Source organism: Rhodopirellula sp. UH5, assembly GCF_056839225.1.
In genome coordinates this window covers 5778692-5794205 of sequence record NZ_CM166390.1, presented here as the reverse complement: position 1 = coordinate 5794205, position 15514 = coordinate 5778692, and the positions used below count along the sequence as shown (strand labels likewise).

The following is a 15514-nucleotide window of genomic DNA, read 5'->3' as shown; positions in this document are numbered from 1 at the left end:
GGCTGCCGTCGCTCCGCGACTGGTTGTGCGTGTCGGGGTGAGCTAACAACCGCGGAGCGGTGACAGTTGTCAGCCTCGGGTTTTCAACCCGAGGTCTCGGTCACCCCCCCCTGACTCGACAAGCCGCTCGGGACGCGCGAAAAACAAATGGTGGCTGGCGTCTGGGTTTCGCCCCGGATGGGGCCGTCGTGGGATTTTGGGGAGTCCCTCGCTCACGCGTCGGGTTGTGATGGGTGGTCTTGGTGAGACATTGGATCGAGTCTTTTCAGATTCTTGGCGAGCGGGCGGATTGCCGCACCCCGTTTTCCTGCGTCTTTTTATCCGGTTGGCTCCCTGGAGCAAATGTGTTCCGATTTGGGGGTTCGCTTTGTTTTCAAGTGCAAGGATTTCTTCGTTGTTTAGGCCTCATTCACGTCTTTGGTTGCTGGCCGCTGCGTGCTGCCTTCCTGTCGCGGTTGGCTGCAATGACAGCGAGATGGAGTTTGAATCCAATCGTGTTCATGCGATGGCGCTCGAACGTTCACGGGATCTGCCTACCGAAGCGGCATTGGCGGATGTCGAATTGGTGCTGGCCGAACTGTTCGGAACCCCCGCAGAACCCGCCTGGCCGGCCGATCGACTGACCGCCGACCAACGTGCATTGGTTTCGCTGGAACGGCTTCAACAAGCCTCCGGGTCCGTCGAAAGCGACGCTGAGAACGTGCACCGCGGGCTGTACACCGAGCACTGCGTGATCTGCCACGGCATTTCTGGCAGCGGCACCGGTCCTGCATCGATGTACCAGTGGCCTTACCCCCGAGATTTCCGGGTCGGTGTGTTCAAGTGGAAATCAACGCAGCGGGATGCCAAGCCGACTCGCGATGATCTGCGGCGATTGCTGGTAAACGGGATCCCAGGCACTCCCATGCCTTCGTTCATGACCGTGACGCCAAGCGACCGCGAAGCGCTGATCGACTACCTGATTTATCTCTCGATTCGCGGCGAAGTCGAGCGTCAACTGCTGGCTCTGGCGATCGATGACCTTGGCTACGAAGACACACCGCCGACCGATGACCTGCGTTTGCGAGTGACGGTCACGGAACAAGCCAATCCGGGAAGAAACGAGGCAGGGGAGATCGTTTTTACCGATTTGACACAGTCCAGCCGTGATGCGAAGCCCCAGGCACCTGACGAGGGCAATCAACCTGAATCGACGGCCGTGGAACCGACCGAAGGCGAATTGGCGGTCGAGGAAATCCTGCAGGCGGTGGCCAGCGAATGGGTTCAGCCGCAGGCGTCTCCCGTGCCACCAGAACAAATCCCCCATGCCGCCGATGAACTGCACGCCTCGATCGCTCGCGGTGCCAAGCTGTTCAGTGGCCAAGTTGCCAACTGCGCGGGGTGCCACGGTCCGGCGGGGCAGGGCGGGTTGCCGCTGAATGACCTGGATGACTGGACCAAGGAATTCACGACTCGGATTGGGATCACGCCCACGGATGCCGACGCGGTCAAACCTTTCCGCAAAGCCGGCGCACTGCCACCGCGAATCATCGAGCCCCGCCGACTGGCTGGTGGGGTGTTGCGAGGCGGCGACGATCCTGAGACCCTTTTCCGCCGGATTCAGCACGGAATCGCAGGAACGCCGATGCCGGGAATCGAACTCAGCGAGTCAGCCACGGGCGCAACAGGACTAACCCCTGGAGACGTTTGGGACTTGGTTCATTACGTTCAGTCGCTGGTCCAGCCCACGCCCAAACCGTCCGTGCGTGTGGTGGACGACGAAAATCCCTCCGCTGCCGTAGAAACAGGTGTCTCCTTATGAGTCGCGACAATTATCGAACCGTTGGCGCGATCGTGGGTTTGGCGTTGGGAATCGGTGCCATGTTCCTGTTCGGCATGTCCGGAATTGTTCCCGGAGCCATGTTTGGAGCGGGTGGATGCGTGATTGGCGGGATTGCCGGAGAACAGATTTTTGATCGACGAGGGCAGCAATGAACCAAGCTGCTGACACCCAAAACGCATCCGAATCCGGCCCCGAATCCGAAATGGAACGCCCCGCGGACGCGAACACCAGCGATGCACCGAAGGAGGACGGCTCGCAATCCGTTCCCCCATGGCCTCACCGGCTGACTCGCGTGATGGTCTGCTTGACCTGGCCGCTGATCTGGGTCGGGGGGTTGGTGACGACCTACGACGCGGGCATGTCGGTTCCGGATTGGCCGGGAACGTACGGGTACAACCTGCTTCTGTATCCGATCTCGACTTGGTTGCTGGGGCCGTTCGATTTGTTCATCGAACACGGCCACCGATTGCTGGCCGCCCTGGTTGGCTTCATCGCAATCGGGCTGGTCATCTCTTCCTTCCTGGCTGAAAAACGTCGCTGGGCAATTGGTTTGTCGGTGCTGGTGCTTGCCGCCGTGATTGGGCAGGGCGTTTTAGGCGGCTTGCGTGTGACGCTGAGTGCACGGACGCTGGCGATGATCCATGGATGCGTCGGCCCCGCGTTTTTTGTGCTGTGTGTGATCGCGGCCTGCGTGACCGGCCGGAACTGGCTGGCCGCTTCGGTGCGTAAGTCCGCCGAGGGCACTTCCCCGCAAACCCCGACCGCGTTTTGGCCGATCGCGTTGTTGGTTTTGGCTTACATGCAGTTGGTTTTGGGAGCGATGATGCGGCATGCCTTGCCCGGTTTCAGCCCGGTCGGATTTGCCCACATCGTCAAGACGCACATCACGATTGCCTTCGTCTTGTGGCTGATGACGGCTCTGGCGTACTGGCGAATGCGGCGCTGCGGCGATTTGACGCTGTCGCGTCCGGCGGGTGCCTTGATATGCTTTGTGGCCGTGCAAATCGGCTTGGGGGTGGCGACTTGGATTGTCAACTACGGCTACCCACAGATGCTGGCTCCACTTTCAGCGTCTGGCTCGTACCTGCTGCACAGCAAGAACGTCCTGGACGCCTGGATCGTAACGGGTCACGTTGCGACGGGATCGCTGATCTTGGCCGTTTCGTCACTGCTGTTGGTTCGGTTGTACCGCCGCCGACGCGTATTATCCTTCTCTGTCTCATCCTGAACCCGGAACGATCATGGCATCTGATTGCCGCGAAACGCTCGAGATTGTCGCCGGAAGTGGTTTGTCCCTCGATGATGGGTCTCTCCAGAACTCGGGTTCGCTCCCTCGCACCCGCTCGGCGGCGAGCGGATCGACTGCCGTGCTGGAACCTTCGTCGCGGATGAAACCTGTTTCCCGCCCGCGTCCCTCGACCGATCGAGCCAGCACGTTGAATGATGAAATTCCCGTGCCAGAAGCCACTCCAAAATCGCAAGCTTCCGACGCACCATCGGACGCAAGCCCCGCTGCGGCCACACGCGCCGACCGAGGTGTCTTCGCCGATGTGATCGAGCTGACCAAACCCCGCATCGTCACGATGATCCTGGTCACCACCGTCGCCTCGGCGTTGATCGCTGGCAGCGCGACGCTGACCTTGGTCGATTGGTTTTGGCTGATGATCGGAACCGCTCTGATCGCTGGCAGTGCAGGCGCGGCCAACCAAGTTTGGGAGTGCCAAATCGATCGCAACATGCCACGGACCGCCAATCGTCCGGTCCCCGGTGGACGGATGAGTTATGCCGTTGCATTTGGCTTGACCGCCGCCAGTGGAATTGCCGGAGGAGCCATCCTGTGGCTGGGCAGCGGCCCGATTCCCGCCAGTGTCGGCATCGCGACTTGGTTGCTCTACGTGTTGGTCTACACCCCGATGAAAACCCGAACCGCTTGGAACACCACGGTCGGTGCGATCGCCGGTGCTCTTCCTGTGTTCATCGGCTACACCGCCGCCGGTGGAACACTGACGGAACTGCCTGGCTGGATGTTGTTTGGTGTGCTGGCATGCTGGCAGTACCCCCACTTCATGGCAATCGCTTGGCTGTACCGAATTCAGTACGCCAAAGCGGGTTTTTGCATGACCACAACAGTCGAACCCACCGGACGACACGCGGCTTGGCAGAGCATTCTCGGCAGCGTGGCGTTGGCGATCTGCGGCGTGGTTCTGGCTTGGTTTCCCAACGGCCAATGGGTGGCATCGGCCGCCAGCGTTCTCGCAACGGTCCTGATCCTGGCCGCCTCGTGGCCGCTGTTGCGAGCTTCTTTGAACTTTCGTGCGAACCCCAATGACACGACCGCTCGCAAAATGCTTCGCTGGTCACTGGTTGTTCTGCCCGCCGTGCTGCTGGTGATGACTCTTCGAGCTTCACTGTAAAAAATCATTCATGACTACGACCTCGACTGCAACGAACCCCGCTGACGCGACGAACGAGTCCGCGTCCTCCTTGGGTGATGTCCTCTGCGACATTCGCGACCTCCACCATCGCTACGGCGACCACGTGGCGGTCGACGGAATCGACCTCTCTGTGCGTGCTGGCGAGATCGTCGCGGTACTCGGCAAAAACGGCAGCGGCAAAACCACGCTGTTTCGCGTCCTCAGCACACTGTTGCCAATCCAACGCGGTAGCGTGACCCTCGATGGGCTGAACATCTCCGAACACGTCGACGCCGTTCGCAGCCGGCTTGGAATCATTTTCCAGTCCCCCAGCTTGGACATCAAACTGACGGTGGACGAAAACCTCCGCTGCCAGGGTGCGTTGTACGGTTTGTCGGGACGGGAACTCACCCGCCGCTGCGATGCTCTGTTGGAACAGTTCTCACTGACCGACCGACGTCGCGATCTTTGCCAAACACTTTCCGGCGGACTGAAACGTCGCGTCGAACTCGCCAAAGGCTTGCTCCATCAACCGCGAATCATGCTGCTGGACGAACCCAGCACAGGACTCGACCCGGGGGCTCGCCTGTCGCTGTGGGATGCGTTGCAACAACTCGCAAGTGACGGCGTGGCCGTGCTGCTGACGACTCACTTGATGGAAGAAGCCGCCAAAGCCAACCGCGTGATTTTGCTGGACCAAGGCAAGAAAATCGCCGACGACGCTCCCTCACGCTTGCGAGCCGACCTGGGTGGCGGCGTGCTGACGATCGTGCCCGATGACTTGGCTTCCGCCAAAGCGATCTTGCAACGCGAACTGAACCTGGAAACTCAAATCGTTGGCGAAACCCTTCGCATGCCATGCGATGCCCCGGAGATCGTCGCCAAAGTTTCCGCGGTGCTCGGCAGCGGCGTCCAATCGATCAGCATCGGGCGGCCCAACTTGGAAGATGTCTTTGTCGCTCGAACGGGAAAAGAATTCCAATGAGTGCTGCTGCGATGAAAAACGATGCTTCCGCCAATCCGGGTCTCACGACCTCGGGCATGACCACGTCCGCACGGATGGGCGCCGCGTGGATGCTCGCCCGCCGCGAATGGACTCGGTTCTTTCGCCAACGCAACCGCGTGACGGCCGCGATCGTGCAACCGTTGCTGTTCTGGTTGCTGTTTGGAACCGGCCTGCGAGGCTCCTTTGAATCCGCTGGCGGTGAGAGTTTTTCCCAGTTTTTCTTGCCGGGCACCATCGGCTTGATCGTCCTGTTCACCGCCATCTTTGCAACCATTTCGGTGATCGAAGACCGTCGCGAAGGCTTCATGCAATCGGTGTTGGTCTCGCCTGCCGGACGCTTCCCAGTCTTGGTGGGCAAGGTGCTCGGCGGTGCCGCGATCGCCTGGGCTCAAGCGTTGATCTTCCTGCTGCTGGTGTACGTGGTCGGTGCGGCTTCGATTGCCTGGACGTTCCCGTTGCTGTTGCTGCTGTTGGCCATCATTGCCATCGCGATGTGCGCCCTGGGAATGATCGTGGCCTGGCCAATGGAAAGCACCCAAGGCTTTCATGCGATCATGATGCTGGGCTTGATGCCGATGTGGTTGTTGGCTGGAACGTTCTTTCCCATCCCCGCCTGGAGCCTCTCGGGACCGGTGGTCGAAACGGGTGCGGCAACGATGGGCGACTGGGGTGGCTGGCTGCTCGCGGGCATCATGCAACTCAATCCACTCAGCTACTCCATGCTGGAACTACGTCGACTGCTGAACCCAACCTTGGACCTTTCCTCGGCAGGCTTCGCGCCGTCCTCCACAACTTGCTGGACGGTCACGGTGGTTGCCACCATTGCGGTTGTGCTCATCGCATGGCGGTTGATGCGAGGCAGCCGCAAGGCAGATACGATGGTTTGAACCATCGGCGTTGCCTCGATGGTGAGTCACCAACAATTGCCACACTTGTTCACGCTTTCGCGACAAAGCAATGGAATTCATCTGGAATGACGGCGGACGATCTTCCGCAGGATTCGTTGGCCTCGCGGGCGACTGCGTGACGCGAGCGATCGCGATTGCGACTGGCACCAACTATCGCGATGTCTACCAGACTCTGGGCAAGTCTGCGAACAAGACCGTTCGCAATGGCGTCTGCAGCTCGATCGCGGACGACTACCTTCGCGCCAACCAGTGGCATCGACGTTCCGGCGACGACCAAGCCTTCGACGCTGAAAGTTTGCCTCGCGGGGTCGTCATCGTTCACCTCGAAAAACGCGACAGTCGGCGAGGTGGCCACTTCAGTTGCCTCATCGATCACCAGATCCATGACACCTGGAACCCGATGGACGACGGCGACTACGTCGTTGTGAACCACTGGACCTACGCGGGTGCTCCAACCGAATCGACCTTGCCCGCGATTGGACCTCAACGGCAGCAGGACAGCGAGCAGGTTCTCACTCAGAATGAGTTCGAAAAGATCCTTCGTCGCCTGCGTGCTCTCGACACGACGGCCAGCAATCACGCCAGCACGGAAGGCGAGAAACGCAACGCCCTGCGAATGATGCAGAGCCTGATGTTGCGCCACAATTTATCTCGCGAAGACATCACCGAAGACGACAACATCGAGAGCGTTTCATACACACGGATGGCTTGCCCGGTGAACGGACGACGAGCCTGCGGATGGGAAAAATCGCTTGCCGCTTATGTCACGGAAGAAATCTTCCCGATGGTGCAGTGGTACTACGGACGCAAACAAAACCGAACGCTGTTTTGGTTCTACGGACCGGTCGATGACGTGCAAAACTGTCTCCTGCTGTTTCGCGAGCTGTTGCTCACCATCGCGACGGCGGCTCACCTGCAATACGGCGGGCATTCCCGTGGCAGCGGAGCCTCCTACGCCGAGGGCTACGTTCGCGGAATGCCCCAGCAGGTGACACAAACCCCAAACACCATGGCGGAAGACCAACCGTTCAGCCAATCCGCGCTGATTCACGCTCGAACGCTGGCGGTCCAACAAGCCGCGGTGGATTGGCTGAAACTTGAATGCGGCATTGCCTTGGTGATGTCCCGAGGCAGCGGCCGCGAACAACACGATCCCGACGCCGCCAACCGCGGAAAGCGTCACGGTTCCAAACACGACCTCTCCACCGTCAACGGCCGCAAACGCCTCGGCCACAGCTAAAAGGTGTCAGGTACCTTTTTGGAAACTTAGGCAATCACAAACCACCTATTCCCCCAAAAAGGTACCTGACACCTTTTTCGCCCTTGGGGCGTCCGCCAGAACCACCACTCCCTCAGGGCAATTCGCCATGAAAATCTTCACTCACGTCACTCTGATTCTCGTTGCCGGAATTGCTCTCGGGCTGTTCGCACGCCAGCTCCGCCGATCCGCCGCTCCAGCGGATGGGCCGGGTGAGGGCGAGGTGATTTATGGCAACGACAACGCGGTGGTCGATAACGCGACCCTTCGGCCGGAAGACATTGCCAACGACACCCCCACCAAACCACCGGAAGACGTCGCATGGCTCAGTGAATTTGAACTGCTCGAACGCAGTGGTGAAATGGTCTCCACCGATGACCTGAAGGGCGCACCGTATGTCGTCAGTTTCTTTTTCAGCACTTGCCCCAGCATTTGCGTTTCTCAGAACCAGAAACTGAAGGAGCTGCAGGACGAGTTTGCGGGGCGTGGCGTTCGCTTCGTCGCGATTTCGGTTGATCCCGAAACGGACACGCCGGAAGTCCTTCAAGAGTACGCGGCGCGGTTCGGTGCCGATCCAGACCAGTGGTTGTTCTTGACCGGCGACCTGAATTACATCCGCCGGATCGGGGCGGAAATTTTCCAGCAACCAGTCAACAAACAATTTCATACCGAACGTTTTGTGCTGGTCGATGCCGACGGAAAAATCGAGGGCTTCTACAACTGGCCTGAAAAACGTCAACTGGAGGAATTGAAAGCGAGCATCGAATCCATGCTCCAGGAAGAAGCCTCCTCGAAGAAGTCTTGATTCATGTGGGATACACTGGCGGCCAATTTGCCGCACCTCAACGCGGCCTTGAATTTGATCGCCACGATCTTTCTGGCCCTCGGTCTGTACTACATCAAGAACGGACGGGCGAAGATTCACAAGCAAATGATGCTCCGCGCGTTTGGCGTCAGCATGCTGTTTCTGCTGTGCTACCTGTTCCACAAATTCGCGTTGTATCAATCGACGGGCGAGTTCAACCGGCGGTTTCCAGCGGACGCTCCCGATGCGGCTCGGTACACGTACCTGTCGATTCTGATCCCGCACATTTTACTGGCCATCGCCGTGCCCTTTTTGGCCCTCCGAGCGATTTACTTGGCCAAGAATGGCCGCATCGTGGCTCACAAGAAGCTGGTGCGGTTTGCGTATCCGATTTGGATGTACGTATCGGTCACCGGCGTTCTGGTTTACTTGATGCTTTACCAACTGTACGCATGACAATCTGAAACAAAGATTGCCGCGAACGTTGGTGCGGCAATTGCGTACACAAGAGAGTGGCGCAGCGAGTGCCTGCCCAATTGGCCTTCTGTCTTTGAAAACGCGAGTTTTTACCTGTCAGAACGGCTGATTCTCGGTGATGGAGCATCTCTTTCTGACAAGAGAGCCCAAGCCGATTGCGTTTGCTATCGATGTTTTCAAGGAACCTGCCTTCGATGGGTATCTACTTCCTGTTTGTTTTGCCTCCGTTCTTGCTGGGTTTGTACGCTCAGTGGAAGGTGAAATCGTCGTTTGCGGCGATGGCGAAAGTGCCGGCGCGCATGTCGGGTGCCGAAGCAGCTCGCCGAATGTTGGACCGAGCCGGATTGCAATCGATCGGGATCGAACGCGTGGCGGGCAAATTATCGGACCACTACGATCCGCGAGCCAAAGTCTTGCGGCTCAGCGAGGACGTTTACTCGGGCCGATCCATGGCTGCGCTCGGCGTGGCGTGCCACGAAGCCGGGCACGCGTTCCAGGACGCTCAGCACTACGCACCATTGGTGGTTCGCAACATCGCCGTTCCTGCCGCCAATTTTGGCAGCGGAATCGGTGCGACGTTGTTGTTCATCGGTGCGATCATGTCATTCCAACCGTTGATGTGGATCGGCGTGATTCTGTTCTCGGCCGTCGTGTTTTTTCAGGTTGTCAATTTGCCGGTGGAATTCAATGCATCCAGCCGTGCTCGAGAACACCTGGTCGAGTATGGTTTGATCACGGCGCAGGAAGAACGCTATGTCGCAAAGGTTCTGAACGCTGCCGCGTTGACTTACGTTGCCGCGACATTGCAATCCATCATGACGCTGGCATATTACCTCCTGATTCTCACCAGTGGCCGACGCAGTGATTGACCCTTCTGACTACTTTGCTGCCTTGGATGCCCCCGAAACATTGGCAACCAAGGCGGATGGTCCCGACGGTAAACTTCCGCTTTCCGATGAGATCCTGCGATCCTGGACCAGCGGTGACCTGTTTGGACTGACCCAAAGTGTCGGCATGGGATTCGACCCCCGCCGCGTCCTCGGCGATCAGTACTTGATCCTCAGCACCCAAGGCGGGGTGCGCAACCCAGACGGCACCCCTCAAGCCCTTGGCTATCACACCGGGCACTGGGAAGTCGGCCTGCTGGGCCAAGCCGCCGCGGAACAAATCGAACGCGACGGCGGAGTCCCCTTTGCTGCCTTTGTCAGCGACCCGTGTGATGGCCGAACACAAGGCACACACGGCATGTTTGATTCGTTGCCGTATCGCAACGACGCCGCGATCGTGATGCGTCGTTTGATCCGGTCGCTGCCAAGACGCAAAGGCGTGATTGGAATCGCGACCTGCGACAAGGGTTTGCCCGCCATGATGATGGCGCTTGCCGGGACAGGTCACCTCGCCAACGTGCTGGTTCCCGGAGGCGTGACCTTGCCGCCAACCGTGGGCGAAGACGCGGGCAAAGTTCAGACCATTGGGGCTCGCTACAGCCGCGGTGAAATGACACTGGAAGAAGCCTCCGTGGCCGGTTGCAAAGCCTGCGGCACACCTGGCGGAGGCTGCCAATTCCTCGGCACTGCCGCGACCAGCCAAGTGATCGCAGAAGCTCTCGGCATGACCGTTCCGCACGCGGCACTGGCTCCCAGCGGACAACCGATCTGGACACGCTTGGCTCGTGACGCGGCAGCCACGGCCGCGGCGATGCACGCCTCTGGATTGACGCTCCATGATGTGCTGACTGACAAAGCGTTTGAAAACGCGATGCTGATGCACGCCGCCGTGGGCGGTAGCACGAACCTGTTGCTACACATCCCCGCCGTGGCTGCCGCTGCCGGACGCCGTCGTCCGACCGCGGAGGACTTCCGCCGGATCAACCAATCCGTTCCGCGTTTTGTCGATTGCTTGCCCAACGGACCGGTCGGCCATCCAACGGTGCAATTGTTCTTGGCCGGTGGTGTTCCCGAAGTCGCCTGGCATCTTCGCGAAGCCGGGCTGTGGAATGCCGACGAGAGAACCGTGACCGGTTTGACGTGGAATGAGCTGTTGGATCAGTGGCACACCTCCGAGCGTCGCCAAGTTTGTCGCGAACGTTTGCGTGCCGCCGATGGAGTGGATCCAGACGAAGTCATCCTGCCGCCAGCGATCGCCAAAGAACGCGGATTGACCAGCACGGTTTGTTTTCCTTCTGGCAACCTGTGCCCGGAAGGTTCCGTCATCAAAGCCACCTCGATTGACCCGTCCGTGATCGATGACGATGGCGTTTACCGCAAACGTGGTCGAGCACGCGTCTTCACGACGGAAAGCGACGCCATCGCCGCAGTCAAAGGTCAATCGGATCAATCGGTTGAGGCCGGAGACGTGATCGTCTTGATCGGCCGTGGCCCAATCGGTTGTGGCATGGAAGAGACCTATCAGATCACGTCCGCACTGAAATACCTGTCCTTCGGAAAGCACATCGCGCTTGTCACCGATGCCCGCTTCTCTGGCGTCAGCACGGGAGCCTGCGTCGGACACGTCGGCCCCGAAGCACTTGCCGGTGGGCCGATCGGGCGAGTGCGGGATGGAGACACTGTCGAGATCATCATCGACCGCAAGACCCTGGACGGCCGAGTCGACTTGGTCGCCACCGTCGACGGTGCCGATCCAGTTGAAGCCTTGCGAACACGTCCGATCGCAGAGGGACTGGATCGCGACAAAAACATTCCGGATGACACGCGACTGTGGGCGGCGCTCCAACAGGTTGGCGGCGGCTCTTGGGGCGGATGCATTTACGATGTCGACAAGATCATCGAAACACTCAGCGCAGGCCAAGCCGCACTCGCGGCAAAGCACTCCGAGACGTCCCTTCAAGAGGCCGACGCGAAATGAATGCCCCCAAGCGTCCCATCCAAGATCCGGTTGCCTATGCCCCCACCGCCATCGAGCGGGAAGGGGAACGTGGCATCCGCATCGTCTGGAACGATGGTGAGTCGACATCCTGGACCGCTCGCGAGTTACGCGACGCTTGCCCCTGCGCGACCTGCCGAGAAAAACGCGGTGAGACCGGAGGCCACCAAGCCGTGACGCTGGTCGACAAAAACACAGAGGCAACCAGTGGCAAGAAATCACCGCTCATGGGACTTCCTGTCCTGAGTGCGGCCGAAGCTCGCCCGCTCACGATCGCATCGATGCGGCCCGTGGGTACGTATGCTTACAACATCGGCTTCAGCGATGGGCACTCATCCGGCTTGTTCACATTTGAACGCTTGAGACGTTCTTTCGAGTGAGCGACGGCGTCACGGGGTCCTCGCCCCGATAGCACTGGACCGCGTGATCCCGGTACCAATTCGCCGCCGCCAACAATTCATCATGCGAGGAACTGGCGGTCGTTTCCGCCTCCAGACGCGAGGCAAAGCGATGAAGCGTTTCGCTCGGCCGCCGAATCCATCCCAACCGCCGCACCCGTCGGTCCATCCGGCGGCGTTCTGCCGCCAAACGCACGCTCCGTTGATCATCGACCTTGTGCCGATTGCGTCGCCACAACAGTGTCACCAAGAACACCAGCAGGGGAACCTGCAACCAGCGAAACAGCGTCACCAGGGTGTCCGTGGTTCGCACCGATGCCCACCATCGCAGTATCGGCGCAAACCAGTTGCTCGCGACGTCTTCGGCTTGCTCCGCTCCCCCTGCACCTCCTGCACTGGCAAGCGCGAGTTCCTTTCGTCGCATGGAAAGGAAGGACCGTCCGGGGGTGGACTCGACCGGCAACCACCGAGAAGCTTCGTCGTCGTAGTACTCCACCCACGCATGGGCATCCCGATTGCGGGCCAAGTACCTGTCACCCGCCTCGTTGAGTTCCGTCATCACATAGCCCGTCACGTAACGCGTCGGAACGCCAACCGTCCGCAGCATCAACGCCGTGGCACTGGCAAACAATTCGCAGTGCGCCATGTGCCGGCTTCGAAGAAAGTGCGTCAGCGGGTCCAGCCCGTCTGGAACCGTCACGGGGTCGAGTGAATAGGAGAAATTCTCTTGGAAGAATTGCGTCGCTCGCTCAGCCCGTTCCGCGTCTGACTTGGCACCCACCATCAAACGCTGGGTCAGACTTTCAATCTCGGGTCGGATTTCGGATTCCACACGAACCATGACATCGCGATCGTCGGGACTCAATGTTTCGGCTGGCGGTTGCTCTTGAACTCCCACCACCCAAGGCCAACGGACTTCGACGCCATAGCCCAACACCCCGTGTGGCGTGATCCCAATCCCATCGCCTGCCAATTCGATCCAACGCGAAGAGGCGGGCAAGAAAACCTTGCGGCCCTTGCTCGGGTCACCATGAATCTCAACGACGCCGACAAATTGCCCGCCGCCCAGGTCGTTGCCTGCGACGCCATTCCAATTCAGCAGTTCAATGGACGAATCGACTTCTTCTTCCAGCTCACCGATCCGCATGGAAAAACGTTGGCGAAAGTGGTCATCGGGATCCTGCAGCAGCGTGGTTGCGACTCCCTCAGGTTGCAAAAAACGAGCTTCAGCGACACGCCGAACACCACTGCCGGGCGGCGACTGAAAAACCCATTTCCGAGACGTCCGCCAACGCCCGCTGCTATAGGAATCGTAAACGTTGCCACGGAGATACCCGGGCTCCGTGTCAGCGAACGCACTCAACGCGATCGCCGATGGATCACTCAGGATGGATTCTCGAACGTTGCCCAATCTCGAACCGCTGACATAGCGATCCGTCCCGCCCCAACCCTGGCTGGAACTGGCATCCAATCGATCGTTCAGCTGAGCCATCACTCCGGCTTGCACATCAGGCAAAAACAAAATGGTGGCATGAGTCGTTGCAGACGCCACGACCAAAATGGCGAACAATGCCATGAACTGATACAGCGTCCCACTGATTCGTTTGGCCCCACCGGACTGCGAGCGAAGTCCCACGACCTGCTGATGCTCCGATGACGCGCAGCTCATTGCCCGTGTCGCCAGGACAAAACCAATGCAGACCGTCAGCCCCAATGCCGTTTGCGCCGTCACGGTGGAGCTCAACCCACCGCCAGCAACCGACATCAAAACCGCCAGCATCCCCAACACCAACATCATGATGTGCCCACCCCGTGGCCAATGGACCCACAGCACGCAAAGCAACATCAACGAGGCGTGACCAATCGAATCCACCGCGACCAACAACACATTGGGCGTGCCTTGCAGCGCAGGGTAAAAACGCCAACCAAAGACAATCAGGACCGAACCCACCAGCGATGCAAACAACACCGCACCACGGACCAAACGAACTTTCCAGCTCACCGGTGCGACACTCGGTTCCGGCCACCGCATTCGAACCAACACCACCACCATCAGGCTGACCGCGGCGACAAAGATGCAAGCCGGCGTGGTTGCAAACGTCCCGCCAAGGAACGATGCCAAACCAAACGTCAACGCTCCCAAGACGACTCGGTCATCCGCCAACCAGTCTCGCCAATCCAACGCGTCCTCCCGTGCAAACGACGTCATGCGAGAGTCTCCGTTGGCGGACGATTGGTGTTGGTAACAGGGGGGTTGAAAACAGGGACGTTGCTAAATTCTTCTCGCGGTTCCGAGTTGATATTCAGCCACATCAAATCCGGCAGCCCCGAAAGATCCACGTCATCACTCGCTCGGCGTGAAAACACGACGCCGTGGAAGGTTCCGCCCGCCTGCGGCATCGCATGCAAAACCTCTTGCGCCGTTGCTTCATCAACCGGCTCGGCTTCTGCCAAAGCCATCAACAGCGGCGTCGGGTCGGATGCTCCTTCGCACAAAACCGAGCGCAATTTCCCGTTGCGTTCCTGACTTTGAATCACCGAAGGAGCCTGCCAGGGAACGACCAAACGCACCTGCACGTTGGCTCCCACCAAGGTTTCCAAACCAGCCGAAGCAATCGACAACAAACGCTCCAGCGAAACGTCTTCGTCGGCGGACAATCGCCGCCAACGCGAAGCGGAAATGGCTCGGGCATCCGCTTCACCTGGAGTGGTGTCAATGAAGACCGTGACCGTCTGCTTCGCCGCCGAATTGAACTCTCGCAAAATGGGTTTTCCCAATCGCGCCCAAGAGGCAAAGTCCCATCGCCGAACCGGCATCCCAGCTCGGTACTCGCGACTGCCCACGTAGTGCTGGTGATCACCTTGCGACAAACCAACGGCCAACCCCCGAAGGCTGGCATGGATGACTTGCCACGAAACGTCGCTGTCCCAATCCAGTCGACGAGGCGTGATCACCATCGACTCCCCACTGTCGATCCATTGTGTTGATCGAAACAAGTGAAATGGAAACAACGACTCCACACGGACTGGCGGCATCACATGAACCCCTCGCCGCAGGAAGGTCAACGATTGGTTCGTCGTTGCCGTCTCACCAGGAGCGATCTCGGGAATCCATTCCTTCGCAGAAGCATCCACGGTGATCTCAAGGTCTCCGCGACTGCTCTTGCGGCGGTTTGGGTCCAATCCGACATACAAACTCAACGCCGGCAATCGACCTTGATGAATCAGGGAGACACGTGCCACGAAGTCCTCCCCCGCTCGAACCGCCAAGGGCACATCCAACGTCGCTTTCAAACGAGGCGACATGACCCGGTTGATTCCCCAACCGACCACGAACATGGCGAAGCAACTGGCGAACATCCCCATCCAGGGATAGCCCCAAACAATGTTCAACGACACGATCCCAATCAACAACAGGGTCACCGAACCGCCCGTCAAACTCCGACGCAGCGCCAGCCACCAGCTGATGGGATTGAACCACCGCAGAGCTTTCAAAACCATGCGTCTTCGCGACCAGCGCGTGCTCCGCGGGGCGGAGGATTC

General features: G+C 59.4%; 14 protein-coding genes. 12 read left to right on the top strand and 2 right to left on the bottom strand.

The window, feature by feature from the left end:
• Positions 1-394 precede the first annotated feature (394 nt).
• The 12 genes from UH5x_RS20580 to UH5x_RS20525 all read left to right on the top strand — a co-directional run bounded on the left by UH5x_RS20580 (position 395) and on the right by UH5x_RS20525 (position 11953).
• Positions 395-1801 (top strand): cytochrome c, encoded by a 1407-nt coding sequence (locus UH5x_RS20580; protein ID WP_482633521.1) that lies wholly within the window; start codon positions 395-397, stop codon positions 1799-1801.
• Complete coding sequence (locus tag UH5x_RS20575) at positions 1798-1974, top strand: hypothetical protein (RefSeq protein ID WP_053061070.1); 177 nt, start codon at positions 1798-1800, stop codon at positions 1972-1974. The genes UH5x_RS20580 and UH5x_RS20575 overlap by 4 nt, the downstream gene beginning before the upstream one ends.
• A 50-nt stretch (positions 1975-2024) precedes the next feature.
• Positions 2025-3050: a COX15/CtaA family protein gene (locus UH5x_RS20570; protein ID WP_482636042.1), complete on the top strand. Its 1026-nt coding sequence runs from the start codon at positions 2025-2027 to the stop codon at positions 3048-3050.
• A gap of 13 nt (positions 3051-3063) precedes the next feature.
• Positions 3064-4236, top strand: coding sequence for a protoheme IX farnesyltransferase (locus tag UH5x_RS20565; protein ID WP_047813273.1), 1173 nt, complete (start codon positions 3064-3066; stop codon positions 4234-4236).
• Between the two features lie 10 nt (positions 4237-4246).
• Positions 4247-5221 carry an ABC transporter ATP-binding protein gene (locus UH5x_RS20560; RefSeq protein ID WP_482633520.1) on the top strand — a complete coding sequence of 325 codons (975 nt, stop codon included), beginning with the start codon at positions 4247-4249 and terminating at the stop codon, positions 5219-5221.
• Positions 5218-6129 carry an ABC transporter permease gene (locus UH5x_RS20555; protein ID WP_236696051.1) on the top strand — a complete coding sequence of 304 codons (912 nt, stop codon included), beginning with the start codon at positions 5218-5220 and terminating at the stop codon, positions 6127-6129. The genes UH5x_RS20560 and UH5x_RS20555 overlap by 4 nt, the downstream gene beginning before the upstream one ends.
• A 70-nt stretch (positions 6130-6199) precedes the next feature.
• A complete protein-coding gene (locus UH5x_RS20550; RefSeq protein WP_482633519.1) occupies positions 6200-7390 on the top strand; it encodes a DUF2786 domain-containing protein in 1191 nt (396 codons plus the stop codon).
• Between the two features lie 127 nt (positions 7391-7517).
• Positions 7518-8213 carry an SCO family protein gene (locus UH5x_RS20545; protein ID WP_047813276.1) on the top strand — a complete coding sequence of 232 codons (696 nt, stop codon included), beginning with the start codon at positions 7518-7520 and terminating at the stop codon, positions 8211-8213.
• Between the two features lie 3 nt (positions 8214-8216).
• Positions 8217-8669, top strand: a complete 453-nt coding sequence (locus tag UH5x_RS20540) for a DUF420 domain-containing protein (RefSeq protein ID WP_047813277.1) — start codon at positions 8217-8219, stop codon at positions 8667-8669.
• Positions 8670-8884: 215 nt separating this feature from the next.
• Positions 8885-9559: a zinc metallopeptidase gene (locus tag UH5x_RS20535; protein WP_047813328.1), complete on the top strand. Its 675-nt coding sequence runs from the start codon at positions 8885-8887 to the stop codon at positions 9557-9559.
• Positions 9540-11555, top strand: a complete 2016-nt coding sequence (locus UH5x_RS20530) for a YjhG/YagF family D-xylonate dehydratase (RefSeq protein ID WP_482633518.1) — start codon at positions 9540-9542, stop codon at positions 11553-11555. Before UH5x_RS20535 ends, UH5x_RS20530 begins: the two co-directional genes overlap by 20 nt.
• Complete coding sequence (locus tag UH5x_RS20525; protein ID WP_047813279.1) at positions 11552-11953, top strand: DUF971 domain-containing protein; 402 nt, start codon at positions 11552-11554, stop codon at positions 11951-11953. The genes UH5x_RS20530 and UH5x_RS20525 overlap by 4 nt, the downstream gene beginning before the upstream one ends.
• Here UH5x_RS20525 and UH5x_RS20520 read toward each other — a convergent pair.
• Together UH5x_RS20520 and UH5x_RS20515 are read right to left on the bottom strand one after the other, a co-directional pair.
• Positions 11919-14180 (bottom strand): transglutaminase TgpA family protein, encoded by a 2262-nt coding sequence (locus tag UH5x_RS20520; protein ID WP_482633517.1) that lies wholly within the window; start codon positions 14178-14180, stop codon positions 11919-11921. The genes UH5x_RS20525 and UH5x_RS20520 overlap by 35 nt on opposite strands.
• On the bottom strand, positions 14177-15472 hold the full coding sequence (locus UH5x_RS20515; protein WP_236696052.1) for a DUF58 domain-containing protein: 1296 nt from the start codon (positions 15470-15472) through the stop codon (positions 14177-14179). Before UH5x_RS20515 ends, UH5x_RS20520 begins: the two co-directional genes overlap by 4 nt.
• Positions 15473-15514 lie beyond the last annotated feature (42 nt).